Below are 26392 nucleotides of genomic sequence, written 5' to 3'. Positions count from 1 at the left end.
GACCCTGCAGGCACCGGAGGCGTTCTGTTTTTTTTGTTCCCCAGTGGCCGTACAACAGGGGACAGGCGAGGAAACTCCTGAGCTTGAAGAGGGGAAGCAGCCAGGTCGAAACTCGCTTTCGGTCTATAGCAGGTAGCCGAAGGAGGAAGTGGATTCAAAAATGTTAAAATCGCAGGGGATGACATAGAGAAAGGACAGGAAATGGAGAAGATACACAACCTGGTCGGAACTGAACGTCAACTGCGGCGTGTGCAGGCGACCCTGGTGCTGATAGCCGACCTGTACGTTCCCTTTGACGCTCTTGCGGCCATGCCAGCGCGGGAGATGTTCGAGCTGCTGACGAAATACGGATTGGACGTAAGCCTTTGCAGGGAGGAGATCGTGGACTTGATAGACGAGATCGGGGAGGAGAAGTTGGTTTTCAGTTTTAAGGACTCCCTGCTGGACAGGATAAGGCGAAACATCACCATCGAGGAGGACAAGTGACCTCCCTAAGAGACCAAAGCCAGGCGGGCACTGAAGGGACGGGATCAGACTTCACAACACCAATGAAAAAGGCCGGACTTCCGAGGGAATCCGGCCAGGCAACAACATCTCGTTTCAATTACATTCCGGTACCGGTATCAGCTTTGATGAAGCGGACTTCGTCAACCACCATGGAGCCCATTCCGACCATGCCCTTGGCGGCGGCATCGCCGTTCTGCGTGCTGGTATTGGAGGTGATTTCCGCCTCGACGGTCACTTGGTACTCGCCCTGTTCGAGGTTGGGGGAGACAAAGTTGAAGGCGTTGGCATTGAGGGTATCCAGAGCCAGCCGAACTTCTTCATAGTCGAGGCAAGCCTCGTCGAGGGTGACGACATAGTCGTCAATCACACCGTCGTTCTCATTGTCCACCGCGGTCACGTCCAGGCAGGTGTTCTCGCCGTAGTCGATGCATTCGGAGCGGTACCCGCCGTTGACCAGGTCCGGGACCAGGCCCTCTTCTTCGCACGTCTGGAAGATCCCCTGGAACTTGGCCATGAGGTCCTGAGTACGCTTGGCATAGGTGACGGAATTCGGATAGGCTAAAAACGCTTCACCGAGGGTACCGTCGTTATTGATCCTCTCCAGCTTGACCCGCACGTCGATGCCGGCCTCGGCCGAGGACTGATCCCGCGTGCCGCCCTTGCTGCGCACCAGGGTGTCGGTGAAGAGGCCGCATTGCAGGGCCACATCGAATGTCAACTCCTTCTGCTGGGCGACCTGAATCTTGGTCGACAGGACCGGATCCCAGCTGTGGGTCATGTCTGTTTTTTCGATGATGGTTGCGCCGGTGATGGCGGCGCTCCCCTTGGCGTTGGGAAGGTCGCCGGCAAGGGCGGTTCCGGTGGCGAGGACTGCGATCAACAGGGTAAACACGAACTTTTTCATTTTTTCCTCCTTGCATGAAGTTAATGGTTCCAATCCTCCTCCTGCTCCAGATTGACCTTTACTTCAAACTAAAATTCCACCCTCCTGTCCACCTCCTTTCCTGCCTTAGTGTCCTTTAGTTTAGGTGTGGCTCAGGGGAGGGCAATTACCTAAAAGGTTGAATTTTACAAAAAAAAAGATTGAGGATTTTTTGGACTTAAAGTAGGTGGTTTAATGAAGGAAGACAGGAGTTGGGGTCTTTGCGGCGGAAGGGGGCCGGCCTCACTCGCCGGATGATACGGACAAGGCGAGCTGCAGGCGATTGGAAACACCGAATTTCTTGTAGAGGTGATTGCAGTGGGTCTTGACCGTTTGCTCACTGATGCAGAGCTTGACGGCGATCTCTTTGTTGGCATCCCCTTCGCAAATGTGACGCAGGATCTCTGTCTCGCGCCGGCTGAGAGGGACTTTTGTGCGTGCGTCATCAGTGCGGAGAGAGCTGTAAATGAACTGGTGGTCGACCCAAAGTTCGCCGGCGTGCACCTTGGCCACGGCCTTGCGCAGCAGCCCCGAGTCGGTCCGGGCATCGAGAATTCCCGCCAGTCCCTGGTCGACCATCGTCTTCAGATCGCCAAAGGGAGGGAACGGGTGGCGGCCATTGCCGGCCCAGATGAGGAGAATCTTTTTCGCACGACCGGCCAGCTTGGGGAAACAGGCAACGTCGGCGATGATCACGTCAGGGTGCAGTCCCTCCAGGCCCTCATAATCCCGATCATCGGACGCTAAACCAACCACCAGGATTCCTTGGTCCTCATCCAGGATCCGCCGCAGACCTTCGGTGTAGAGGTGAATGTGGTTACAGATCAGAACCCGGATAGACATCGGCCTCCTCCATTGGAAGTGATGACTACATACTAAAGTTGAAATTGGATGTGTCAACCCTTCGCGAGCTGTCGAAGGGGATTAGGAAGGGGCAATGAAGCTGCCGGGAGCAGGCCTTTCCTTTTTGGAGGCGAAGGAGAGACGCACCCGGACCGGTGTCGGACCGGAGCGGGGAAATGAAAAGCCCCACCTCCTGGCCAGGAAGTGGGGCCAATCTTTCGAAATCCATTGGGAAGGAAATGGTCGGGGCGAGAGGATTTGAACCTCCGACCCCCTGCTCCCGAAGCAGGTGACAACGGTGATTCACCTTGTTTCAAGAGTTGCCATTCTTTTTTATAAACCCCAATAAAAACATTGTCTTATCGCTCGACTTCATGTATTGTCTATGTGGATTTGTTTCACTTTGTTTCGATGCAATCCGATCGCAATAAACCACACAGCAGACCACACGGAGGCGCTATGAAGTTCACTGACAAGTACATTGCGAGCCTTAAGCCTGAGGGCAAGATGGTGGACAAGCGAGAGGGGGGCGGGTTTGGTATTCGCGTACTGCCCAGTGGAGTGAAGACGTTCTTTTATATCTACCGATTTGATGGCGTTCGACGATTTCTCAACTTGGGGCACTATGACCCGAAGAGGGCTGGCAGGGATGATACTGCCATTAGCCTTGACGAGGCGAGGAGCGGCGGAGTGTCGCTTTCTGGCGCTAGGAAGCTATACACCGAAGCGAAAGCCAAGGTCGACAAGGGCATTGATGTATTTGCGGAGAAGGCGCTTAAGGCAGAGGAGCGACTCAAGGCGCCCACTGTTGCCGAGTTGGCAGATGAATATTTGACCCGTTATGCGAAGATGAGAAAGCGGTCATGGGAGGAGGACGAACGGATACTGAAGCGCGATGTAATCCCGGCTTGGGGGCGGCGCAAAGCCGCAGACATTACCAAGCGAGACATCAATCTCCTTCTTGACAGAATCATTGACCGGGGCGCTCCGGTTATGGCCAACAACACCTTTAAGATTATCCGCAGGATGTTCAACTATGCGGTCGAGAAAGACATCCTTGTGTATTCCCCCGCCCTTGGTGTGAAGCTCCCCTCCCCAAAGGTTGAGAGGGAGCGGGTGCTGTCAGAGGATGAGATCAAAGTGCTTTGGAGCCGCCTGGACGAGCCGAGTCTTGCGATGTCACCAGAGGTCAGGAGGGCACTCAAGCTAGTACTGGTGACAGCGCAGCGCCCCGGAGAAGTGATAGGGATGAACGGTTCAGAGATAGATGGGCGATGGTGGACAGTGCCAACGGGCAGGGCTAAGAACAAGAAGGCCCATCGTGTCTACCTCACAGATCTTGCTTTAGAGCTTATAGGCGACACCACAGGCGAGGGGTATGTATTCCCCAGCCCCCGCAAAGCCACAGGGCAGCACATACTCCGCCATGCACTGTCGCGTGCGATTGTCAATAACTGCCCTTCCGGGTGCGTGAATAACTGTGCATCCTGCGAGAATGATGGCTGCAAGGAAGATGGCAAGGAGGTGGAGGAGAAAAACACTCTAGGGGTGGCCCACTTTACCCCGCATGACCTTCGGCGCACAGCCGCCACCTTTATGGCGGAGGCGGGGGAGATGGATGAGGTTATTGATGCTGTACTTAACCACGTCAAAGAGGGAGTCAAGAAGGTCTATAACCTGTACCGTTACGACAAGGAGAAACGGGTTGCCCTTGAAGCATGGGAGAGAAAGCTAAAGGCCATTGTTGCCGGAACCCAACCTGAAAATGTCATCCCGCTACGCAGGAGCAGAAAGGGGTGAGTGCACAGTCGCCATCCACCCCCTCGACACGATAAAGCTGCTCAATATCTGTTTCATTTCGCCCCGGCCAATCTGCCGGGGCTTCTTGTTTTCATCGCCATAAACCGTTGCTCCCGTTTTGTCCCACGCGTGGGCGGACAGTTACCCCGGACTACAGATATAAAAAAAAAGCCCAACAAAGGAGGACGCATGAGAGCAGTATTTCTAAAGAGAGCAGAAGTCCTGAAGATGACCGGACTGGGATACACCACGGTGTACCGAATGGAGAAGGCGGGTAAGTTCCCGGCGAGAAAGCAACTGTCCGCTGGGCGTGTAGGTTGGCTGCACTCAGAGGTGGAAAGATGGGTTAACAGCCGCGCAAGTGTCCACGGTGAGTCTATCGCACTGGAGTTGTCTCAGATGTAAGGGCAGAAAACAGGTGTGATAGCCTCAGAACTCTAACACCCAGCAAGACGAGCCCTGCTTCCGGTTCCCCCGGCGGTGGGGCCTTCTTGCTTTTTACTACAGACACAAAGCAAATGGCATAAATGACTTCGATGGATATTTGGTTGACCCCCTAGACCTTGTATTTACGGCAATGCCGCTTCAGCTTCCCCGAGAAAAACCAGCGCAGAAGCCGTCATGTGAAGCATATACGCAACAATATGGTCTGGAACAGCGATTGTCGTTGTGCCCTGACCGTGTCCCCCCAATTTATTTCTACCGGTAGGAACGCTACTTTCGAGTAGGCTGCGTAAAGAGGTGAAATTCTGTTGCCAAAACAGAGGGATAAGCTCATTGTCAATGCAGGCCTTAATGAGGTTTTTAGCTGTAGCGTTGCCGCCGTATGCCCAACCTCGTTTGTCGCAGATAGACTTCATCAAACTTTCGAGCGACTTCAAACACTCGTTAAGCGCTTCCTTCGCATTACCATGGCGGTAATGTTCATGGGCTTTTAAAAACTCTTGCTGTGCACCTGCATACTTCCGCTGGTTGAGTAAGCGCAAGGCAGGCTTGACGACTTCGGAATGAATCAATTCGGAATCTATACGAATAATCTCGCCATCAACAAATTGGTAGCCAACACCATGTTCCTTGAATCGTCCATTCAACTCTTCAATGGCGTCGTTGGCCCGATTATTAGCATCGTGCCGTCTTAGGTAGTCCCACTGTCTCGTGAATTTATCTATAAATTTAAAAGAAAGTTCAACCGCATCCAGAGCTCTCTCAATATTCGGCTCTTTAAGAAAGAAATCTACCAATTCACCAATGAAGTCTCGTCCCCCGTGTTTTTTGGTATCAGTCAACGTAAACACGCCATACTCTCGGCAAAGGGTATTCACTATGAACGAATAGAGTTTCTTGACGTTCCCGCTGACGTCATTATCGGCGTGCCCCAGTGTGTCAAGCCAGATATGGACTATTTGAGTTCTGAGTTCTTGAGGCAGGTCGTCATAGCTGTACACATCTGGGACATCGCCCCTAAGTTTCTTCTGGCGTTTTGAGAACAAGTCAAAGATTGCCAATGTAGGACTCCTTGCACGCAACAGTTTGCGATACTGGGAACTGCCACGCCTAGAAAGTTTTCTAACACAAAATTTATAGCCGAGATATTCCTGGAGGGAAACTACGGCAATCCGACTAAATAAGACGTCGTCAATCTAGCCCAGGCGATAGCGCGCGTCAAGGGCTTGCTTGTCTAGCATCTTGCCTTGTGCCTCACCTGATGCAATAGTCTTACTTAAGGGGGCGATGCCCTCTTGGCGGTCTTGGTTGTCTGCTAGCTGTACTCTCCCATATAAAGCTAAGCCCGTTTTGTTCACTTGCTTTGACTTCCCAGGCTTGCTTGCTTCCCCCCTGGGCGGTAGCTCAGATACAAATATTTTATTTGTCCCGGGCTATAGAGGGGGCAGGAGGGAGATAGGAGAGATAGGTATGGATAGAGCGCATAGAGCGCTCAGGGGCATAGAGGAGGAGATAGAAGAGGTAGAAAGGATAGAGCGCCTATAGCGCCCAGGTTATAGAAGAGGCAGGTAGGGGGCAGGGTAGACTGTCTAGAAAGCTCAGGAGGGGTATGGGCCGGATAGGGCGAGTGACACGGACAGAAAACCCTCGAACTGAAGCTCGACACGTCGGCCGAGCTACAAATCGACGCCTAAGCCGTTGCGGGGCGCAAGATGGGGAAATAGGCAGGGCGAGCCGCAAAAACTCCGTAGGCGGTCATTCAGTGCGCCTCGGGGCGGGCTGGCCCACGAGACACGGCCCCCGATCTCCATAGGGGCCAAGAGGCAATAGCGAGACAAGAGCCAAAAGGCCACACCAGAGACCACACAACAGAAAAAGGAGTTACAGCACATGCCGTAACCCCTTGAAAATTCTGGTCGGGGCGAGAGGATTTGAACCTCCGACCCCCTGCTCCCGAAGCAGGTGCGCTACCAGGCTGCGCTACGCCCCGACATTGGTCCTTCCAAACAACAGGCCGAAAGAAATACCATGAAATAATGGCAAAAGCAAGAGACTTTTCCCCATGGTGAGATGGATAGTGAAAAGCCTCGCAATGGATGCGAGGCTTTTTCACTTCTCCTCTTGGATGGAGAAGTCTATTCGGGAGCGGAGATCCGATCAGTGGATGCGTCGGTAGTCGCAGATGCGGCAGCGCCACTCGTTAAACACGGTGCTGTAGTAAATGGAATTATCGACATCCGGGGGGAAACCGAGTCCGTGGATGTCGTATTGGCCGGGCATGCCGCAGTTGGGGCATTCACCAGGATCGCCGTGCTCAATCCGGTGACCTTCGGCCCATTCCCGAAACACAACCTCTTTCCTCACGATAGCCTCGTATTGCTGTCTGTTTTCATACATGACAATTATCCTCGCGGGTCCGGATTCCTATCTGATCACCTGGAGGATTCCGGAGAGTTTTAGTCATATATATATTCATTATAACCAAATGACGGGAAAGATTTCCAATCCGGTCAGGTTGGGGATGACGAAGCGTTCAGGATGCGGTAGGATAATGGATCTTAACGCCATTTCAGCCAGGGAAGAGGACAGGGTCATGGACAACGATAGAGACGAGGAAAGAGACGAAAACACCGAGGAGAGTTTCGCCGAAATGTTCGAAAAGAGCTACGTCGGCGGAGGCAAGCTGGAGCAGGGGCAGAAGGTCAAGGCCGTCATCCTCAAGATCGGCGCCGAGTGGGTCTTTCTCGACGTGGGACAGAAGGGCGAAGGTGTGCTGGACAGAAAAGAGCTCCTGGATCCCGACGGAAACCTGAGCGTTGCCGAGGGGAATACGATCTCCGCCTATTTTCTCTCCCGGGCCGGAGGCGAACTGCGCTTCACCACCCGCATCGGCGGCTCCGCAGGCAATGCCCAGCTCGAAGAAGCCTGGCGCAGCGGCATCCCGGTGGACGGACATGTGGAGAAGGAGATCAAGGGCGGCTACGAGGTGAAAGTGGCCGGCGTGCGGGCCTTCTGTCCCTTCTCGCAGATGGGTCTGCGCCGCACCGAGGCGCCCGAGCAGCACATCGGCCAGCATCTCCCCTTCCGGATCACCCAGTACAGCGAGGGAGGGCGCAACATCGTCGTCTCCCACCGGGCGCTGCTGGAAGAGGAGCGCGCCCGGCAGCGGGAAGCACTCCGGGAGACGCTGCAGGAGGGGATGACGGTCAAGGGGACGATTTCCTCCATCCGCGATTTCGGCGCCTTCGTCGACATCGGCGGGGTGGAAGGCCTCATCCCCATTTCCGAGATCGCCTGGGGGAGGGTGGAGAACATCCGCGAGGTGCTCAGCGAGGGGCAGGAGGTGGAGGTAGCGGTGAAATCGGTCGACTGGGACCAGAACCGCTTCTCCTTCAGCCTTCGGGAAACCCTTGCCGACCCCTGGGCCGAGGCGGAGCGGAATTTTCCGGAGGGGTCGGTTCACACCGGCACCGTGGCAAGGCTGGCCCCCTTCGGCGCCTTCGTCACCCTCGAAGCCGGGGTGGACGGCCTGGTGCACATCTCCAAGCTGGGAGGGGGTAAGCGCATCAGCCACCCCCGCGAAGTGGTCAAGGAGGGGGAACGCCTCGAGGTGAGGGTCGAAAGCTTCGACCGGGAAACCCGCCGCATCTCTCTCGCCCCGGCCGAGGCGGTGCGGGCCAAGGAGGAGGAAGCAAAAACGATGGACGATTTCCGGCGCCAGGCGGCGGCCGAGCTGCCCAAGGGGCTGGGCACCCTGGGCGATCTGCTCAAGGCCGGGATGGAGAAAAAGAGTAAGAAGAAAAAGAAACGATGAAGACAGAGGGCGGAGGACGGCATGAACCTTCTGTCCTCTGTCATCCGTCATCGCCTTTGGAGTTTTAAATGGATCTGCCCGGCCCCATCCTGATCGTCGAGGACGATCCCAATACCGCGGCCCTGGTGACCACCTACCTGGAGCGCGAGGGGTTCGCCGTCATCGCCGTCCATGACGGGGCGGAGGCGCTGGCGCTGGCCCGGCGCAAGCCGCCCGGCTTCGTCATCCTGGACGTGATGCTCCCCGGCGCGGACGGCTGGGAGATCTGCCGCGAGCTGCGCAAGGTCTCCGACGTGCCGATCCTCATGCTCACCGCCCGCGAGGAGGAGATCGACCGGGTGCTCGGCCTCTCCCTGGGGGCGGACGACTACGTGGTCAAGCCTTTCAGCCCCCGGGAGCTCGTCGAACGGGTCAAGGCCATTCTGCGCCGGGCGCGGCCGACGGCCGGGGCGAACCCCTCTCTCGTCCACGGAAGCCTCGTCCTCGATCCGGAGAAGCACAGGGTGACCCTGGATGGAAGACCGGTGGAGCTGACGGCGGCGGAATACCGGGTGCTGCTCGCCCTGATGCGCGCCCCGGGGCGGGTCTTCAGCCGGGACGACCTGATCGGCCGCATCTACGAGGGGGGAGAGACGGTGGTCGACCGGGTCATCGACGTGCACATCGGACATCTGCGGCAGAAGCTCGGCGACGATCCGGCGGCGCCACGATTCATCCGTACCGTGCGCGGCTTCGGCTACCGCTTCGCCGACCGTTCGGAAGAGTAGGGGGCCATCGTGAAACGCTCCCTGCTCTGGAAACTGCTCCTGATCAATCTGCCGGTCATCGCCGTCATCATCGCCGTGGTCTGGCTCTCCATCGATCAACTTGCGGCCAATTACTTCATGGTCCTGATGGAAAAGTACATGGTCTCGCCGACGGAAACCCACCGGGCCTTTCTCACCGCCGTCCACTATACCCTCTTCTGGGCCAGCCTCGCCGCCTTGCTCATCGCCTTCGTTCTCAGTTTTCTCCTCACCCGGCGGGTGCTGCGTCCCCTCTCCCGCATGGCGGAAGCGACCCGCGAGGTGGCCGCAGGCAACTTCTCCTCCCGGGTCGAGGTCGGCGCCGCCGACGAGATCGGACGCCTCGGAGCCGCCTTCAACCGCATGGCTGACAGCCTGGAGAACCTGGAGCGGCTGCGCAAGACGATGGTCGGCGACGTGGCCCACGAACTGCGCACTCCCCTGACCAACCTGCGCGGCTACCTGGAGGGGCTGAGCGACGGGGTGATCCCGCCGGAGAAAGCGACGTTCGAGATGCTGCAGGCGGAAATCCTGCGGCTGGTGCGCCTGGTCGAGGACCTCGGCCAGCTCGCCCGCGCCGAGGCCGCCCGCGCTTACCTGGAGCGGCAGGAATTCGATCTCTCGGAGACGATCGGACAGATGCTGACCCTCTACCGCCCCCGTTTCGAGGCGCGCAGCATCACCGTCGCGACCCGTTTCGCTCCGGCGGCCGACCGAATCGTCGCCGACCGGGACAAGGTGCTGCAGGCGGTGCGCAACCTGATTGAGAACGCCTGCCGGTACACCCCGGAGGGGGGACGCTTCACCGTCTCTTCCGAGCGCCTCCCCGGGGAGATCCGGGTCGTTTTCGCCAACAGCGGCCCGGGCATACCCCCTGCGGACCTCCCCTACGTCTTCGAGCGTTTCTACCGCGCCGAACGCTCCCGTTCCCGCGACGCCGGCGGCGCCGGCATCGGCCTGTCCATCGTAAAAGAGCTGATCGAGGCCCACGGGGGCAGCGTCGGCGCCGAAAGCGCGGAAGGGGAGACGCGGGTCTGGTTCGTCCTGCCGGAGTAGAGGGCCCTTTAACTCGCCCAAACAACGAAGCCCCGTCGGCAGTTGCCGACGGGGCTTCGTCACATTCAGGGGTGCATCCGCCTACAGGCGGATATCGATATAAGCCTCCTTGCGCAGGCCCTGCGACCACTCCTTGAACCGTTCCTCGGTTTTCTGCTCCCTGAGAATCCGGCGGATTTCCTCTTTGACCGAGTCGAACTGGCGGACCTTGCCGGCACTGATCTCGTTGACCTGAAGGATGTGAAAGCCGGCCGGCGTCTCCACCATGCTGCTGATTTCGCCCTCCTTGAGATTGCGCACGGCTTTTTCGAAGGCGGAGGTCAATTCACCCTCCGCGAACGTTCCCATATCCCCGCCTTCGGCGCTCTGGTCCGCTGTTAAACTCAGCAGCACCGGATAAAATTCCTCTCCCTGCCTCAGGCGGTTCAGCGCAGCCTCCGCTTTGCCGCGAATCGCCTCGATCTGGACCGTCGTGGCCTTGGCCGGGATGGGGAAAGTTATACGGCTCAGGCGCAGGAAAGGCTCATCCCGGTACTTTCCGATGTTCTCCCGGAAATAGTCGCGTATTTCCCTGTTGGTCACCTCGACCCTGGCCTGAACCTCCCTACCCACCAGCTTGTAACGCAGGATCTGCTGACGCAGATTCTCCCGGTATTTCTCATAGCCCATTCCCTCGGACTGCAGGGCCTCGATCAGCTGCTCGCGGGTCAGTTTGTTCTGCTTCTGCACCTCGTTGATGGCCTCCTCGATTTCGTCCTCAGCCACCTTGATTCTCAGCTCATCGGCCTTCTGCATGAGCAGGGTCTTTTCGATAAGATCCGAAAGGACCTGCTGGCGCAGGGCGGACGCCTGTGAAGCCGGAATGTTGCCGCCTTTGACGCGTTCGCTCACTTCCTGGTCCAGTTGGCGGGTAGTGATGATTTCAGAGTTGACCACGGCGGCGATCCGGCTGACGGCCGTCGTCGCCATGGCCAGCCCCGGCAGCAGAAGCAAAATCGCAATCGTATGAAAATGGCGCTTCATGATTCCCGATCCTCGCGCAAGAAGTTGATGTTAGATAAGGGACCAGTTGACTTCGATGGCGGCCTGCACGCGCAGCTTCCGAAGCCATTCCTGATAGGCCTGATCTTCCTTTTCCGCCCTGAGTTCGGCACGGATCTCGTCCTGTACGGAATCCAGCCCCAGGCGCATCGCTTTGCGCCTCTCTTCGACAAGAAAGATGTGATAACCGTACTCGCTCTTGACCAGATCGCTCAGGCGGCCGACGGGGAGGGAAAAGACGACGGCATCGAACTCCGGCGGCATCTCTCCCCGTGCGAAGAAACCGAGATCCCCCCCCTGCTCGCCGTCGGGAGAGAGGGAGTGCTGGCGGGCCATCTCGGCGAAGGGCTCGCCCTGGCGCAGAAGACCCAGTATACGCTGCCCCTCGGCCTCAGTGCTGAGGACGATCTGGCGCGCCCGCACCTGCTCGGGGCGGTCGAAATCCTCCCGGTGCTCCTGGTAGTGGGCGGCGACTTCCTCTTCCTCGACCGTCACCCCGGTGTAGGCGGCCTGTCGGACCACCTTTTCCATCAGCAGGTTCTGCGTCAGTTCCCTCTGCCAGGAATCGAGGGTGATCCCCCGCTCCCGGAGCATCTCCTCGAAGGCTCCGGCAGGATAATCCCGGCGGTATTCCTGCAAGGCCTCCTCCACTTCCGTCGGAGTCACCGTAATGCCGAGATTCTCGGCTTCGGCCAATGCCAGCTCCCGATCGATGACCTGAACCAGAAAGGCGCGTTTGAGTTCTTCCTTCTCCTCGGATGAAAGGTTCTGGCCGGGAGGGAGGGTGGCGGAGAAATCTTTCTGAAACTGCTCCAGGGTTACCGAGCGGCCGTCGACATGGATCAGTACCGGCACGACGGCCTCCTCCTTCGGCTGACAGGCTGAAAACGGCAGGAGGAGAAAGAGGAAAAGAAACAGACGAACAGGACGGGACGGACGGAACATCTATTTTCGGCTTTCTTTCAATGGGATAAAGTCGATTTTTGCGCAGAGAAGCGGGATCCTCTGAAAGATTGAAACTAGCATGCCTGAAGGAGACCGTGCAATTCTTTTTTAGCCTCCGCCAGAACCTCTTCCCCAGGAAGGCGTCCAAACCGGATCGAGAGCCGGAAGTCGGGGGAAAAGCGGTACTTTCCCGTCGGCTCCTCGAGGAGGGCAAGGATTTTCTCCGGCGGAACCACGGTGGCGGGATGGAAGGCGAAGACCAGTTGGCGGCCGTCGTATTCGGCGGCTTCCACCTTGAGGCGCTTCATCAGCAGGCGCAGCTTCATCATCTCCAGGAGGAGAACGGCCGGTCCGGGAACTTCGCCGTAGCGGTCCCGCAGCTCGTCGGCCGTGCCGTAGAGGTCCAGCTCGTCGGCGGCGCCGGCCATCTTCTTGTAGAAGACCAGCCGCTGATTCGGATCGGGGACGTATTTTTCGGGGAGAAAGGCGGAGAGCCCCAGGCGGATCTCGGGGTCGATCTGCTCTTCCTTTTCCAGTCCCTTGAGCTCCTGAATCGTCTCCTCGAGGAGTTCGGCATACATCTCGAAGCCGATGGCGGCGATCTGCCCGGCCTGTCGGCCCCCCAGGAGGTCCCCGGCGCCGCGCAGCTCCAGGTCGTGGCTGGCCACCCGGAAGCCCGCCCCCAGCTCGGTGAGTTCCTGCAGCACGCGAAGACGTTCCCGGGCCTCCCGGGTGAGGGTCCCTTCTCCGGGGATGAGAAGGTAGGCATAGGCGCGGTGCCGGGAGCGTCCCACCCGGCCGCGCAGCTGGTAGAGCTGGGCGAGGCCGAAGCAGTCGGCCCGGTTGATGATGATGGTGTTGGCCCGGGGGATGTCGAGGCCGCTCTCGATGATGGTGCTGCAGACCAGAACGTTGCTCTGCCCCTCGACGAAGTCCACCATGACCTCTTCGAGGGCATGCTCCCCCATCTGCCCGTGCCCGACGACGATCTTCGCCTCGGGGACGAGGGTGCGGAGGAAATCGGCCTGGGCCTCGATGGACTGGACCCGGTTGTGGACGAAGAAGACCTGGCCGCCCCGGCGCAGCTCGCGCAGAATCGCCTCGCGGATGAGGTCGTCGTCGAAGCGGGTGACGTAGGTGCGCACCGCCAGCCGGTCGACGGGCGGGGTGTCGATCACAGAGAGGTCCCGCAGCCCCATCATGCTCATATGCAGGGTGCGGGGGATGGGGGTGGCGGTCAGGGTGAGGATGTCGACCTCGGCCCGCAGTTTCTTCAGCCGTTCCTTATGGGTGACGCCGAAGCGCTGCTCCTCGTCGATGATGATCAGCCCGAGATCCTTGAACCGCACGTCCCGCTGCAGGAGCCTGTGAGTACCGATGAGGATGTCGATCCGGCCGGCGGCGGCGTGCTCGAGAATGCGTTTCTGCTCGGCGGCGGTCCGGAAGCGAGAGATCATCTCCACTTCCACAGGATAACCCTCGAAACGCTCGCGGAAGGTTTCGAAATGCTGCCGGGCCAGGACAGTGGTCGGCACCAGCACCGCCACCTGTTTCCCGTCGAGGGCGGCCTTGAAGGCGGCGCGGATGGCCACCTCGGTCTTGCCGTAGCCGACGTCGCCGCAGATCAGCCGGTCCACCGGCCGCTCCGACTGCATGTCGGTAAGAACGTCGCCGATGGCGGCGAGCTGGTCGGCGGTCTCCTCGTAAGGGAAGGCGGCCTCGAACTCCCGGAACATCCGGTCGGGCGGGGAGTAGCGAAATCCCTGGTTCATCTCACGCCGGGCGTAGATCTTGAGCAGCTCCCGGGCCAGCTCCTCAACCGCGGCCCGGGCCCGAACCTTGGCCTTCTCCCAGCCGGCCCCGCCCATTTTGTCGAGGCGCGGGACGTGGCCTTCGCCGCCGAGATACTTCTGCACCTTTTCGATGCGGTCCACCGGCAGGTAGAGCTTGTCCTCGCCGGCATACTCCAGGTGCAGGAAGTCCCCCTCCACCTCTCCGAGCTGCAGGTGCAGCAGGCCGCGGTAGCGGGCGATGCCGTGGTCGGCATGGACGACGTAGTCCCCCTCCCTGAGCTCGGCCAGGGTGGAGAGCAGGGCCTTGGCCCGGGCCTCGGCGGCTCCGCGGCGGCGCACCCTCTGGCCGAAAATCTCTTCCTCGGTGACCACCGCCAGCTTCTCGTCGGGGAGGCGGAATCCTGCAGTGAGGTTCCCCAGGACGAGCCGGGGCTCTCCGGGGCGGAAACGGTCAGGCGATCCGGACGGATCGAAGGCGACGCTCAAGCCGTAGGGCTGCAGCAGGTCGAGGAGGCGCTCGGCCTGGCCGCGCGTATGGCAGACGAGAAGAAGTCTCCATCCGCCCTGCTGCCACTGCCGCAGGCGGTCGGCCAGCTCCGCCATGCCGCCCCCCTCCCGGTGCAGTTCGGCCCGGATGTCGCCGTTGCCTTCGGCGTTGATCCGGTAGAGCTGTCGGTCTTCCTCCAGGCGGAACACCTGCAGGGATGAAAAGTCGATGCGGCGGACGGCGGAAAGCCCGCTCTCCAGAAGCGCGGGAGGTAGAAAGAAATCGGCCGCCGGAGCGAAGGCCTCGCCGCGGGAAGCGATGCGCTTTTCCCCCTCGCGAACCTCGGCGGCAAAGATGTCCGCCTCCCCCTCCACGGCGGGAGGGTCGAGAACCACCCAGTCGCCGCCGGAGGCGTAATCGAAGAAGGTGTCCAGTTTGGCGTAATTGAGGGGGAGAAGAAAAGAACGTCCGGGAGCCAGGATTCCTTCCCGGGCTTCTTCCAGGATCGCCTCACGCTGAGGGCGGGAAATCTCCAGCGAATCGCAGCGCTCCTTCAGGCGGCGTGCGAAGGTCTCCAGGTGTTCGCCCGCCAGGACCATCTCCCGGGCGGGGAGCAGCACCAGCTCTTCCAGCTCATCGTCGAGGGAGCGCTGGGTGGCCGCGTTGAAAGGGCGCATCCGTTCCACGTAATCGCCGAAGAACTCGATGCGCACCGGCTGGGAGCGGGTGGGGGGGAAAATGTCCAGGATGTCTCCGCGGGCCGAAAAGGTTCCCCGGTCCTCCACCAGCGGCACCGAGGCGTAGCCCAGTTCGAGCAGGCGGCCGAGCAGGGCCCGGCGGGGATATTCCTCCTCGGTGATCAGGCGCTCGCAGAGGCCGGCCAGCGCCTCCCGGGGAAGAACCCGCTGCATCAGGGCGCGCACCGTCAGGACCACGGCCCGGGCTCTGCCTTCATGCAGGGCGGCGAGGGCCGCCAGGCGGCTCGCCTCGACTTCGGGATGGGGGCTCAGGGCCTCGTAGGGGCGCACCTCCCAATGAGGAAAGAGAAAGACTTCGCCGGGGCGGCCGTGATAGAAGGCAAGATCGTCGGCGAACCGCGCCGCCTCCTTCTGGCCGGCGGCGAGGACCAGGATGGTCCGGTCGCTTGCGGCCAGAAGCTTTGCCAGGAAATAGGCGCCGCTGGAGCCGATCAGTCCGAGCACCTCGCCGTGCCGGAGCCCGGAGTGCACTCCTTCGACGAAGGAACGGACGGTGGCATGGGTGATTTCAGGATGGGCGGTGTCGTTTGGAAGGGACATTGATCAGCTCAAACCAGGGAATTCAGGAGTCAGAATAGAGAGTTCAGGATCTTGATTTTTTTTCTTAAGCCTCCTGATTTCAATACGTTGAGTTCCATTTCCCCTGGCGGGATGTTGAAAAACCCTGGTTTTCAGGCTGATCAAAAATGTCCAGATGCAAGGCGCCTGAAGTCCTGAGGAATAAGGCGTACCTGGAAGGTACGTCGTTGACGAAGGATGAGGGCAACGCCGCAGATGGGCGTTTTTCATCAGCCTGCATCCCGCGGCACCGCCAGCATCCGGTCTAGGGTCACCTTGGCTTTTTCACGGATATCCGCCGGGACGGTGATCTCCGGGCTCATGGTCTGCAGGCTCTTGAGGATGTCCTCCAGGGAGGTGAGCTTCATATTGGGGCAGATGAGCCGGGACGTGGGGAGGAAGAACTCCTTGTCCGGATTCTCCCGGCGCAGCCGGTAGAGGATCCCCGCCTCGGTCCCGACGATGAACTTCTTCGCCGGGCTCTTGCGGGCGTAGTCATACATGCCGCTGGTGGAGCAGATGTGGTCGGCCATCTCCAGGATCTCGGGGGGGCATTCGGGGTGGGCCATGAACAGGGCGTCCGGATGCTCCTTTTGAGCCCGCCGCACGTCGCTCACCAGGAGCCGGTCGTGGGTGGGGCAGTATCCCTCCCAGAGATGGCAGGTCTTGTCCGTGTGCGCGGCGATGTACTTTCCGAGATTGCGGTCCGGCACCAGGATGACCTCCTCGGTTTTCACGGAGCGGACCACGTTGACGGCGTTGGAGCTGGTGCAGCAGATATCGCTCTCCGCCTTGACGTCGGCGCTGGAGTTGACGTAGGTGACGACCGTGGCCCCGGGGTGCTCGGCCTTCATCCGGCGCAGCCCCTCCGGAGTGACCATGTCGGCCATGGGGCAGCCGGCGTCGAGTCGGGGAAGGAGCACGATCTTGTCAGGCGCCAGAATCGAGGCGCTTTCGGCCATGAAGTGCACGCCGCAGAAGACGATGACCTCCCGGTCCGTGCGGGCGGCCTCCATGGAGAGCGCGAGGGAATCCCCTGTGATATCAGCAATCTCCTGGACCTCGTCCCGCTGGTAGTTGTGTGCCAGAAGAAGCGCGTTGCGCTCCCTGGCCATACGGCGAATCTCCTGCTTGATCTCTTCCTGGTCCATCGTAACCCTTTCCTGGCAGTGTTTGCCGCCGTATACTAGTTTAAAACCCCTGCTATGTCAAACCCTTATATGATCCCCTTGGGTCTTGACAGGGGTGGGGATTGGGGCTATTCTCAGCACTCCGGCAAAACTTCCCCGTTTCTTTCCTGAGAGGTATCATACCATGTTCGGAATCGGCATGCCCGAGCTGCTGCTCATCCTGGCCCTGGCGCTTATCGTCATAGGACCGAAAAAGCTCCCCGACATCGCCCGGGCTCTGGGCCGCGGGCTGGCCGAATTCAGGCGCGCCACCGATGAGCTGAAGCATACTTTCCACGAAGAAAGCCGCACTTCTGAAACCCGAGACAAGCTGCTTCGGGATGGGAAGATCCAGCCTCCGGGCGCCAGCCCCGAGCCCTACTCCGAGGAGCAGAAAGCCCCGGTCCCGGATGCTCCGGAACCGCGGAAGCCCGATGACTCGGATTCGAAGGAGCCGGCCAAGCCGGAGGCGAAGCCGGCCATGCCGGAGGAGAAGGAGAGGGCCGAGCCGGAGGTGAAGAAACCGACCGAATCGGAGTTGAAGGAACCGTCCAATGGCGGATAAACAACTCCCTTTCACGGAACACCTTGAAGAGCTGCGCAAGCGCCTTATGATCGCCGCCGGATCCTGGCTGGTGGCCTTTATCGCCTGCTACGGTTTTGCCGAGCGGCTTTTCGAATTCATCGCCGATCCTGTCCGCGCGGCCCTCCCCGAAGGGAGTTCACTGGTCTTCATCACCGCCACCGAACCCTTCTTCACCTATCTGAAGATCGGCGCCATAGCCGGGGCGCTCATCGCCCTTCCGGTGATCTTCTGGCAGCTCTGGGGCTTTGTCGCTCCGGGCCTCTACGCCCACGAGAAAAAATTTGCGATTCCTTTTGTTTTCGCAAGCTGCCTCTGTTTCGGTCTCGGCACCTATTTCGGCTTCGTCTTTGTCTTCCCGACTATTTTTACCTTTCTGATCAAGTTCGGCACCGGCACCGGGGAGATCAACGCCATGCTCTCCATGGGCGGTTACCTCTCCCTGTCGAGCAAGCTCCTTTTCGCCTTCGGCCTGGTATTCGAGCTGCCCATCGTCATCTTCTTTCTGGCCCGGATGGGAGTGGTCGACTACCACTGGCTGGCCAAAAACCGCAAGTTCGCCCTGCTGGCGGCTTTTGTCCTCGGCGCCATCCTGACCCCGCCGGACGTCTTCTCCCAGACCGCCATCGCCCTGCCTTTCATCATCCTCTACGAGGTGGGCATCTGGATCGCCCGTTTCTTCGGCAAGAAGAAACCCGCAGAGGAGGAAGAGCCGGCTGCCGCCGAATAAGCCAACTCAGCCAGGGCCGGCCGAAAGGGCAATCGCCATAGAATTTCCGCTTCTCTCCCTGTTGCTTCTCGTGCCTGATGGCCTAAAATGGATATAGGACCAAAACTCAATGATTCGCCTCGGCCAGCAGTCTGTCCCAGTCGAACCGTTGAAAGGAGGTACTCTATGATTCATCTGGATTTGACCCCCGAGGAGCACAGAATTCTGATCGAGGTTCTCAGCTCGGATATTTCCGATTTGGGCATGGAGATATCCAACACCGACAGTCAGGACTACCGTGAGGCGCTGAAGGATCGCAGACAGACCCTCGCCAAGGTTCTGCACGCCCTGGAGCCTGAGGGGAACGCCTGAAAGACATTTCACGCAAAGACGCAAAGAAAACCTTGAAGAGAATGGGTTTGTCTTCTTCGCGGTCTTTGCGTCTTGAGTGAGAGAAGCGAACGGGCGTGAGAATGCTTTTTGCTTGCTTTCAGACGTCTCGATCGAACTTTAAGAAACAGAGCTTTCCCGACATGCACCGAAGCCCCCAAGGCTTCGGTTTTTTTATCAGCGGAGAGCGATCCGCGCCATAAGGGGAAGGTGATCGGAGGCGACCCTTGTCTCGGGTGTGACGATCACCTCCAGGCCCCGCAGGGCTTCCCGGGGGTAGACCAGGATCTGGTCCAGGGCAAAGAGGGGGAAGGAGGTCGGATAGGTGCGCAGCAGCGGCAACCCTCCGAAGTAGCGGTGAAGCCAGCGGGCGGGCCTTCCCCAGGGGAACCATTCGTTCATGTCCCCCATCAGAACCAGCGGCCGGGCGGGGGACGCACCGAACAGTTCGATCAACCGCCGCACCTGGAAGCGGCGCTCGGAAGGGCGCAGCCCGAGATGGGTCACGATGACTCGCAGGGGGTATCCGTCAAGATCCAGTTCGACATCGAGGGCGCCCCTCGGCTCCCGGCTTCTGAAATTCAGGTCGATGCGTCGCACCGATCTCATCTCTCCCCGGGTAAGGAGAGCATTGCCGTAATCGCCCTGGGCATGAAGGAGCGTCGGGCCGGGCACGTCCCTCATCCCGGTGGCGGCGGCGAGAAACTCGAGCTGCGCCGCCTCTTCGGCGCCGCCGAAACGATTAGTAATTTCCTGCAACCCGACCACATCGGGGTTCAGCTTGCGGATGATGCTGGCGATGCGGTCGGCGTCGGGGCGCCTGTCTAGACCAACGCAGCTGTGAACGTTATAGGAGAGAAGGGTGACCACACGGCCGCCTTCCTCTATTTGTCCCGAGCTCCTTTCAATCATATCCCCCTTCAGACCTCTTCTTCCTTGGCGCTTATCCAGCGCCGCAGCAGCCAGATCCCCACCCAGATCGACAGCAGAATGACCAGGAGGAGGATGAAATTCTTGGCCTGGGGCTCCCGTATGGCGCTCTCCAGCCCTTTTTCGAAGATGGTAATGGCCAGAATGCCCGGAGTCATTCCCAACAGGGTGCCCAGGAAGAAGTCGCGAAACCGGATATGGGTAGCACCGGCGACGAGATTGACCACGGTAAAGGGGGCGATGGGGATGATCCGAACGGCCGTGACGGCGAGCAGGCCCCGGCGGGAAAGAAGCCGGCTCAGGCGGTTCAGACGACCCTTGGAGAGCTTGCGAACGGTCTCCCGGCCCAGTATCCGGCCCAGGCCGAAAGTGAGAGCTCCACTGCAGGCGCTGCCGACGAGTGAATAGATAAACGCGATGACGGGGCCGAAGACGAGGGCGGTAACGAGGATCAGCACGGTAACCGGGAACATGACCAGTCCGCCGATCGTGAAGGCCGCTATCACCAGCAGAGGCGCGTATACGCTGTCGCCGATCGTCTGCCCCCATTCGGTGAGTGTCCGAAAATCCAGCCATTCGCTCAGGGGAGTCAGCCGCCAGGCGGCAGTCAGCGCCAGGGCCAGGATGATCGCTCCGGGCAGCAGGTACATTCGGGGCTTGCCATCTTTTTCGGGCGATTCCGGCTCTTCTTTGGGCACCATGTCTTTTATCAGCTCCTCAAACTTGACGGGTCGTTCCGGATCGAGAAGTGTCGCTCCGGGTATGAGTTCCTCCAACAGGTCTTCCTCTTCGACGACGAGGGGTTCCAGGTTTCGCTCGGATCCCTGCAAAGCGTCTATGGCTTCTCTCACGGAGCCTTTTTCGGCGATCATTTCGGCCACCTGTCCGGAGGAGAGCCCCAGGTGTTCCGCCAGCAGCCGGTTCCTCAACCGAGCGATCTCCTGCCGATGTTCCGCATTGCCGCCGGCTTCCATGATCAGGTCGCACTCGCTGTCCAGACCCATGGAGCGGTTGTTGAGGTTGGAGGATCCGATTCGCAGCAGGGTGTCGTCCACCACCAGGACTTTGGAGTGGATGTATATATCAGTCCCCTTGAAAACGGGATAACAGATCCTGAGCCGGCCATGGAGGTCCGCAGCCTGCAGGCGCCGCAGGAGCCGGGCCCGTATCACCCCCATGGAGCTCTCTTCGAGCCAGCCCGAGCATTCACGGGGGACGACGGCGATCACCTCCGGACCGTTTTCCTCCCCGAGGCGCTCTGCCAGGGCGTCTCCTGCCGCCGCCGAGGTCAGATACTGGTTTTCGATGTAGATCACGGAACGGGCGGCGGCGATGGCGTCCCGATGGAAATTCTTGATTTCACGGACGCCGGGCCGCCCGTTGTGGGGCGGTTCGGTGCGGGCGATGCCGACGGACACCTGCTGCATATCCGGGCCGATGTCGGGCGGCCATGGATCGCTCGGGCCGGACCGGGGCGGTCTCAGCTTTTTGCCGGTGGCTCTTTGCCACCGCTGCCGGGCGAGTTCCCCCAGGGCCGCCGCCGCCGGACCGTCCACCATCAGTTGGACATCGTGATGGGGGAGGTAGGGTTTGCCGTTGTCGCGGCGGCGGGGATTTGTGGGATCGTGTTCGGGAGTGTCCCAGCGGCCGCTGGCCAGGTCCATGCCGCCGGCAAAGGCGACCTTGTCGTCGACCACCACAATCTTCTGATGGTGGGACGCCCCCACCGGATGCCGGCCGTCGAGTTCGAAGTGCAGGCGGCGATGAGTCCCCCAGCCGAACTTGAAGATCGGCAGCATCTCCCGCTCCAGGGCGTACAGCATGGCGAAGTCCCAGTCGAGAATATGGATATGGAGGCTCCTGCGCCGGGACACCGCTTCCTTCAGAAAGCTTCCCAGGTCGCCGGGAAGCCGGTGCTGCAGGTCATCCCTGAAGAGGCGGACGCGGCTGTCGATGTCCCAGCCGAGAATGAGCACCTGTCTGCGGGCTCGTTCCACGGCCGCGGCAAAGGCAGAATAATACGCCTCTCCATCGATCAGGAAAGCGGCCCGCCGGCTCGGCTCGATGCGCCAGCAGTTCCGCCCCGTCTTCAGGATGGGATCGGCCAAGGATTACCTTCCTCTTCGTTAACCACTGAGAATCTGTAACGTTATCCGACTGCGAATCCGACAATTGAAGTGTATCAAGTTAAAGGTGGGGTACAAGAAGGACCCTTTCGCTGAGCCGCCCTTCTCCCGTTTGTTATAATCCAACAGATCGTCTCAGGGCGGGCTGGATAAAGTGGGATCCCTCCCACCCGGTCAAAATATCCGAAAGAAACATCCCGGGAATTCTGATCATGCTTCTGGAGAATCTCTTCTATGAGACCGCCTTGATCCTCGCCGCCAGCGCGTTCCTGGGGGCATTGGCCCTGAAATTTCGCCAACCGCTCATTGTGGCCTTCATCGCCGTCGGCATCCTTGTGGGACCTTCGGGGCTGGACCTTGTGGGGATCGACGAACGGCTGGGGTTGCTGGCCGAGATCGGCATCGCCATTCTCCTGTTCGTCGTCGGCCTCAAGCTCGATCTTCACCTGATCCGCACCATGGGCCCGGTGGCCATGGCAACGGGGCTGGGGCAGGTCGCCTTTACCTCCCTCTTCGGCTTCTTCATTGCTCAGGCACTGGGGTTTTCCATCGTCGGCGCCCTGTATGTGGCCGTCGCCCTGACTTTTTCCAGCACCATCATCATCGTCAAGCTTCTCTCCGACAAGCGCGAGATCGATGCCCTGCACGGGCGCATCGCGGTCGGATTCCTCATCGTCCAGGACATCGCCGTCATCCTGGCGATGATCGGCCTGACGGCCCTGGGAGCCGGGGAAGCGACGGGACATCTCTGGATAGACGGCCTTCTGGTCCTGCTGAAAGGCGCCTTCCTGATCGGCGGCGTGGCTCTGCTGATGCGATTCGTACTGCCGTACCTCCTCCCTCATCTGGCCCGCACCCAGGAACTGCTCCTTCTCTTCGCCATCGCCTGGGCGATATTCCTTGCCGCCGTCGGAGATTTCCTCGATTTCAGCAAGGAGGTCGGCGCGTTTCTGGCGGGCGTCTCCCTGGCCTCAACGGCGTTCCGGGAGACGATCGCCTCGCGGCTGGTCAGCCTGCGCGACTTCCTGCTGCTCTTCTTCTTCATCGGCCTGGGAGCGCAGCTCGATCTTTCCATGCTGGAAGCCCAGGTCGTACCGGCTCTCATCTTCTCAGCCTTCGTTCTGATCGGCAACCCCCTGATCGTCATGGCGATCATGGGCTTCATGGGATACCGGAAGCGGACCGGGTTCCTGGCCGGGCTGACCGTGGCCCAGATCAGCGAGTTCTCGCTGATCCTGGGCGCCCTGGGCGTCAGCCTTGGACATATCGACCGGGAAACCCTGGGGCTGATCACGCTCGTCGGCCTCATCACCATCGGCCTGTCCACGTATCTGATTCTTTACTCCCATCCCATCTACCAGCGGATCTCGCCTTTCCTCGGGATCTTCGAACGCAGAGTTCCTTATCGGGAGGCCGAGGAGGAAAGCGGCGGGGAGCCGGAGAAGGTCGACGTCATTCTCTTCGGCCTGGGCCGCTATGGGCGCAATATCGCCGAGAACCTGGTCCGTCGGGGAAAGCGGGTGCTGGCCGTCGATTTCGATCCCGAGGTCGTGTCCGCCGAACCCGCGAAAGGGATTTCCGTCCGCTACGGGGCAGTCGAAGATCCGGAAATCCTGGAGCACCTTCCCTTCCGGCATTCCCGCTGGGTGGTCAACGCCATCCCGGGGCGCGAGCCCAACCTCTCTCTGCTTCACGCCCTGCGGGAAAAAGGATATCCGGGGAAAATCGTTTTGACGGCACACAACCGGAGCGAGGCGGAGACCTACCGCCAGGCCGGAGCCAACAAAGTGCTCTGGCCCTTTGTCGACGCGGCGGAACAGGCGGTCGATTACCTGACCGACTCCCGGGAGGAATTCACCGAACTGACACCGTGGCCGGTGACCCTGGAAGAGGTCAAACTCAGACCGGATTCGTTGGCCAGCGGAAAAAAGATCGGTGATCTGTCCCTGCGATCCCGGACCGGGGCTTCGGTGGTGGCGGTGGACCGGGCCGGACGCAGCCATTTCGATCCGGGTTCCGATTTTCTCCTACTCCCCGGCGATAGGCTGGTGCTGCTCGGGACCGAAGAGGGGCTGAAAATGGCGCGAAGGCTCCTGGAGGAGGTGGAAGCTGAGGCAGAGGAAAAACAAAAATTCCATGTGGCGGAAATCCCCCTGGATAGCGGATCCAGCTGGTCGGGAAAGACCCTGACCGAACTGGATTTTCGCCATCGGCACGGGATCTCCGTCATCGGACTGCAACGCGGAGAGGAGAGGATCCTCTCGCCGTCACCCGAAGAGACTCTCCGGCCACATGATATCCTTCTGGTCCTTGGGCATCCGGACGCGATCCGGGAGTGTCTGAAGAAGGCCAACTCCGAAGAAAGGAGTTTTCGCCATGGCTCGTCCTGAAGTCATTTTGGCCGCCAGCGATCTTTCTGCGAATTCGGAGATCGCCCTCCGGCGGGCGGCCTTCATCGCCCGCGAACACGGTGCTCGCCTGGAGCTGCTGCACGTCCTGGAGAACAGCTCCAGCCTGAGCCTGCCGGAAGGGTCCGGGGACGAAAGGCTTTTCCGGGAAGCGACACGGGAGGCCGAGGAACGGCTGCAGCGCCAGGCGGAGAAGACGGTGGGGCAGGATATCCCATTGCATTGCGGGGTCGAGGTCGGCAAGGATTTTGTCGTCATCATCCGCCATGCCCGCCAGGTGTCGGCCGAGCTGGTCGTCATGGCTGCGCATGGCAGTCATTCCATCCGGGACCGATTCCTCGGCACCACGCCCGAAAAGGTGGTGCGCAAGGGGGAATTCCCCGTGCTGACGGTCAGGAAACCGCCCGTCGGAGCTTACGAAAGGGTGCTGGTGGCAACGGACTTTTCCGAAGGTTCGCAGCGGGCGCTTCTCACAACCCTGGCTCTGGCCCCCGGAGCCCGAATCGACCTGCTGCACGTTTATGAGCTCTGGGGGCAGGGACGCCTTGCACTGGCCGGAGGTGGAGAAGACGCCTTGGCTCGATACCATCAAATGTCCCGGGGTCATGCAGAGACGAAAATGGATGAGTTTCTCCAGGGAATCGATCTGGCCGGCCGGCAGATCGAGCGGCATTTCCGACACGGTCATCCTTCCATGCTGATTTCACAAATGGCAGGAGAGCTGAAGGCGGAGCTCGTCGCGACGGGAACCGAGGGGCGCTCGGGGCTGCCCTACATCCTCCTAGGAAGCGTGGCCGAACACGTATTGCTCCATGCGCCGTGCGACGTGCTTACCGTACGCCCGTCGGATTTCCGTTTTGAGCTCCCCTGAGGCGGCCCGGGGATCAGTTTTTCACGGCCGGTTCAGCAGCCAGGCGAAGAGCGCCGCCAGCAGGAAAAGGAGAAGGGAGCTGAGCAGGGCCAGGGCTCTGGCGAGAAGAAGGCGCACGATTTGAAATCCCCTTCTTAAACGAGGTCGAACAGCTCTGAGTGAATTCGGCCGAGGGGCACGCCCTGGCGCGATAGGGCGCGCTCCGCCACTTCGATCATGGGTGTCGGACCGCAGACGTAACATTCTCTTGGCATCTTGTCAGCCGGCAGATGCCGGGCGAAGATTTCCTCCCTGAGAAACCCGATCTCCCCCTCCCAGTCTCCGGGCGGCTCGCTCAACACGGTGACGAGGTTCAGATTGAGCCGGTCCTTGAGATTCTCCAACTCCTCGCGAAAGGTCAATCTCTCCCAGGTGTGATAGGCATAAAAGAGCAGCAAAGGGCGTCCGTCGCCGCGATCGGCGAGGGTGCGCAGCATGCTCATGATGGGGGCGATTCCAACACCCCCGGCCACGAAAACAAAGCCGGGCGCCCGGCTGCGATTCACCGAAAAGGATCCGTAAGGTCCATCGAGATAGACGATGGCGCCGGGTTCCACGGTTTTGATGCGGCGGGTGAAGTCGCCCAGCTCCTTAATCGTGAAGTGCAGCTCCCCGGTCGTCTGCGCGCTCGACGAAATGGAAAAGGGATGTTCTTTCATGGCGAAGGGCGAACTCCAGAGGGTCAGCCAGGCGAACTGCCCCGGCAGGAAGCGAAATCCACCATGTCCCTGGGGTTTCAGAACCAGGGTCCAGGTGCTGCCTCGTTCGGCGTTGACCTGCTGCACCCTGTAGGGGCGCCGGAGCATCTGCAGAGGCCTGAGCAGGCGGACATAGGCGACGACGGCCAGGCAGGACAGGGCAATGGCCATCCACAACCCGCTCTTCCAGGGGACGGCGCTGAAGTGCCCCGTCCCTGCAATGTGGGCGACAGCCAGCGCCAAGGCGGCGACCGCAAGGACCATGTGTCCCAGACGCCAGCTGTCGTAGTGAATGCCCAGGGGCTTGCGCCAGAGCGAGGTCGCCATGAGCGTCGAGAGAAGCAGAAACGAAAGGACTCCACTGGTCAGGTGCCAGGGGATGAAACGAGGATGCAGGAAAGACAGAAGAGCGGGTTCTTCGGCCATCAGGAGGAACGGATGGGCCAGAATAAAAATAAAGGCTGCCAGGGAGGTCAGGCGGTGAAAGTAGTAGATGAGGTCGATGCCGAAAGGGGCGGTCGCCCGATGAAAGCGGGCCGTCAGCACAAACATGACTGCCATCATCGCAGTTCCGGCGAACCCCAGGGCCAGGGACAGATCGTTCCAGAAGCCGCTCCCCGGAGGCATCGGCCCGAGCAGCAGAAAGAAAAGCGGCGTCGTCACCAGCGCCAGGTAGAGTCCGATCCATAAAACGCCCCGCGGAATATTCTCCATCA

23 protein-coding genes and 1 tRNA gene are annotated in these 26392 nt (G+C 60.1%); 11 read left to right on the top strand and 13 right to left on the bottom strand.

Annotated features, from left to right (window positions below):
* Window positions 1–201: 201 nt before the first annotated feature.
* Window positions 202–486 (top strand): hypothetical protein, encoded by a 285-nt coding sequence (locus DTF_RS0110955; RefSeq protein WP_027715358.1) that lies wholly within the window; start codon window positions 202–204, stop codon window positions 484–486.
* A 118-nt stretch (window positions 487–604) separates the two neighbouring features.
* Here the strand turns inward: DTF_RS0110955 and DTF_RS0110950 are convergent, their stop codons facing one another.
* Window positions 605–1411 (bottom strand): hypothetical protein, encoded by an 807-nt coding sequence (locus DTF_RS0110950; protein WP_027715357.1) that lies wholly within the window; start codon window positions 1409–1411, stop codon window positions 605–607.
* A 261-nt stretch (window positions 1412–1672) separates the two neighbouring features.
* Window positions 1673–2272 carry a response regulator transcription factor gene (locus DTF_RS0110945; protein WP_027715356.1) on the bottom strand — a complete coding sequence of 200 codons (600 nt, stop codon included), beginning with the start codon at window positions 2270–2272 and terminating at the stop codon, window positions 1673–1675.
* Window positions 2273–2731: 459 nt separating this feature from the next.
* Here DTF_RS0110945 and DTF_RS0110935 point away from each other — a divergent pair, with 459 nt between their 5' ends.
* A complete protein-coding gene (locus DTF_RS0110935; RefSeq protein WP_027715355.1) occupies window positions 2732–4072 on the top strand; it encodes a site-specific integrase in 1341 nt (446 codons plus the stop codon).
* Window positions 4073–4261: 189 nt separating this feature from the next.
* Window positions 4262–4477, top strand: coding sequence for an AlpA family phage regulatory protein (locus tag DTF_RS27775; RefSeq protein ID WP_027715354.1), 216 nt, complete (start codon window positions 4262–4264; stop codon window positions 4475–4477).
* A 164-nt stretch (window positions 4478–4641) separates the two neighbouring features.
* Here DTF_RS27775 and DTF_RS0110925 read toward each other — a convergent pair whose 3' ends face one another.
* From DTF_RS0110925 to DTF_RS0110915, 3 genes are all read right to left on the bottom strand, one after another.
* The gene (locus DTF_RS0110925; RefSeq protein WP_027715353.1) at window positions 4642–5577 is read right to left on the bottom strand and encodes an STM4504/CBY_0614 family protein; all 936 of its coding nucleotides are present in this window, start codon (window positions 5575–5577) and stop codon (window positions 4642–4644) included.
* 852 nt (window positions 5578–6429) lie between these two features.
* Window positions 6430–6506, bottom strand: a tRNA-Pro gene (locus DTF_RS0110920).
* A 167-nt stretch (window positions 6507–6673) separates the two neighbouring features.
* Entirely contained in the window at window positions 6674–6913 is a 240-nt protein-coding gene (locus DTF_RS0110915; protein WP_027715352.1) for a hypothetical protein, read from the bottom strand.
* 196 nt (window positions 6914–7109) lie between these two features.
* Here DTF_RS0110915 and rpsA point away from each other — a divergent pair, with 196 nt between their 5' ends.
* The 3 genes from rpsA to DTF_RS0110900 all read left to right on the top strand — a co-directional run bounded on the left by rpsA (window position 7110) and on the right by DTF_RS0110900 (window position 10171).
* Window positions 7110–8330 (top strand): 30S ribosomal protein S1, encoded by a 1221-nt coding sequence (gene rpsA / locus DTF_RS0110910; RefSeq protein ID WP_027715351.1) that lies wholly within the window; start codon window positions 7110–7112, stop codon window positions 8328–8330.
* 68 nt (window positions 8331–8398) lie between these two features.
* Window positions 8399–9097 carry a response regulator transcription factor gene (locus tag DTF_RS0110905; protein WP_155890789.1) on the top strand — a complete coding sequence of 233 codons (699 nt, stop codon included), beginning with the start codon at window positions 8399–8401 and terminating at the stop codon, window positions 9095–9097.
* Window positions 9098–9106: 9 nt separating this feature from the next.
* Entirely contained in the window at window positions 9107–10171 is a 1065-nt protein-coding gene (locus DTF_RS0110900) for a cell wall metabolism sensor histidine kinase WalK (protein WP_051361234.1), read from the top strand.
* A gap of 81 nt (window positions 10172–10252) precedes the next feature.
* On the opposite strand, the gene DTF_RS0110895 is transcribed toward DTF_RS0110900, so the two are convergent.
* The 5 genes from DTF_RS0110895 to nadA form a co-directional block, all read right to left on the bottom strand.
* Entirely contained in the window at window positions 10253–11194 is a 942-nt protein-coding gene (locus DTF_RS0110895; protein ID WP_027715348.1) for a SurA N-terminal domain-containing protein, read from the bottom strand.
* Between the two features lie 30 nt (window positions 11195–11224).
* On the bottom strand, window positions 11225–12067 hold the full coding sequence (locus tag DTF_RS23110; protein WP_162148630.1) for a peptidylprolyl isomerase: 843 nt from the start codon (window positions 12065–12067) through the stop codon (window positions 11225–11227).
* A gap of 164 nt (window positions 12068–12231) precedes the next feature.
* Window positions 12232–15735, bottom strand: a complete 3504-nt coding sequence (gene mfd / locus DTF_RS0110885; protein WP_027715347.1) for a transcription-repair coupling factor — start codon at window positions 15733–15735, stop codon at window positions 12232–12234.
* Window positions 15736–15738: 3 nt separating this feature from the next.
* The gene (locus DTF_RS26545) at window positions 15739–15984 is read right to left on the bottom strand and encodes a hypothetical protein (protein WP_155890788.1); all 246 of its coding nucleotides are present in this window, start codon (window positions 15982–15984) and stop codon (window positions 15739–15741) included.
* Complete coding sequence (nadA, locus tag DTF_RS0110880) at window positions 15984–16904, bottom strand: quinolinate synthase NadA (protein ID WP_027715346.1); 921 nt, start codon at window positions 16902–16904, stop codon at window positions 15984–15986. Before nadA ends, DTF_RS26545 begins: the two co-directional genes overlap by 1 nt.
* Before the next feature lie 163 nt (window positions 16905–17067).
* Here nadA and DTF_RS27590 point away from each other — a divergent pair, with 163 nt between their 5' ends.
* From DTF_RS27590 to DTF_RS0110865, 3 genes are all read left to right on the top strand, one after another.
* Window positions 17068–17487: a twin-arginine translocase TatA/TatE family subunit gene (locus DTF_RS27590; protein WP_051361232.1), complete on the top strand. Its 420-nt coding sequence runs from the start codon at window positions 17068–17070 to the stop codon at window positions 17485–17487.
* A complete protein-coding gene (gene tatC, locus DTF_RS23100; RefSeq protein WP_035056815.1) occupies window positions 17477–18235 on the top strand; it encodes a twin-arginine translocase subunit TatC in 759 nt (252 codons plus the stop codon). The genes DTF_RS27590 and tatC overlap by 11 nt, the downstream gene beginning before the upstream one ends.
* Window positions 18236–18400: 165 nt before the next feature.
* On the top strand, window positions 18401–18586 hold the full coding sequence (locus DTF_RS0110865) for a hypothetical protein (protein ID WP_027715345.1): 186 nt from the start codon (window positions 18401–18403) through the stop codon (window positions 18584–18586).
* A 195-nt stretch (window positions 18587–18781) separates the two neighbouring features.
* On the opposite strand, the gene DTF_RS23095 is transcribed toward DTF_RS0110865, so the two are convergent.
* Both DTF_RS23095 and DTF_RS0110855 read right to left on the bottom strand, forming a co-directional pair.
* The gene (locus DTF_RS23095) at window positions 18782–19516 is read right to left on the bottom strand and encodes an endonuclease/exonuclease/phosphatase family protein (protein WP_051361231.1); all 735 of its coding nucleotides are present in this window, start codon (window positions 19514–19516) and stop codon (window positions 18782–18784) included.
* An 8-nt stretch (window positions 19517–19524) separates the two neighbouring features.
* Complete coding sequence (locus tag DTF_RS0110855) at window positions 19525–21642, bottom strand: VTT domain-containing protein (protein ID WP_027715344.1); 2118 nt, start codon at window positions 21640–21642, stop codon at window positions 19525–19527.
* A gap of 230 nt (window positions 21643–21872) precedes the next feature.
* Between DTF_RS0110855 and DTF_RS23090 the strand changes: the two genes are divergently transcribed.
* Window positions 21873–24050, top strand: a complete 2178-nt coding sequence (locus DTF_RS23090; protein ID WP_051361230.1) for a cation:proton antiporter — start codon at window positions 21873–21875, stop codon at window positions 24048–24050.
* The gene (locus DTF_RS0110845; protein WP_027715343.1) at window positions 24037–24939 is read left to right on the top strand and encodes a universal stress protein; all 903 of its coding nucleotides are present in this window, start codon (window positions 24037–24039) and stop codon (window positions 24937–24939) included. The genes DTF_RS23090 and DTF_RS0110845 overlap by 14 nt, the downstream gene beginning before the upstream one ends.
* Before the next feature lie 134 nt (window positions 24940–25073).
* On the opposite strand, the gene DTF_RS26540 is transcribed toward DTF_RS0110845, so the two are convergent.
* The gene (locus DTF_RS26540; RefSeq protein WP_027715342.1) at window positions 25074–26390 is read right to left on the bottom strand and encodes a ferric reductase-like transmembrane domain-containing protein; all 1317 of its coding nucleotides are present in this window, start codon (window positions 26388–26390) and stop codon (window positions 25074–25076) included.
* Window positions 26391–26392 lie beyond the last annotated feature (2 nt).

It is taken from the genome of Desulfuromonas sp. TF (assembly GCF_000472285.1).
Classification (GTDB): domain Bacteria; phylum Desulfobacterota; class Desulfuromonadia; order Desulfuromonadales; family ATBO01; genus ATBO01.
The sequence above is the reverse complement of the archived record's forward strand: the minus strand, read 5'-3'. Positions and strand labels throughout refer to the sequence as shown.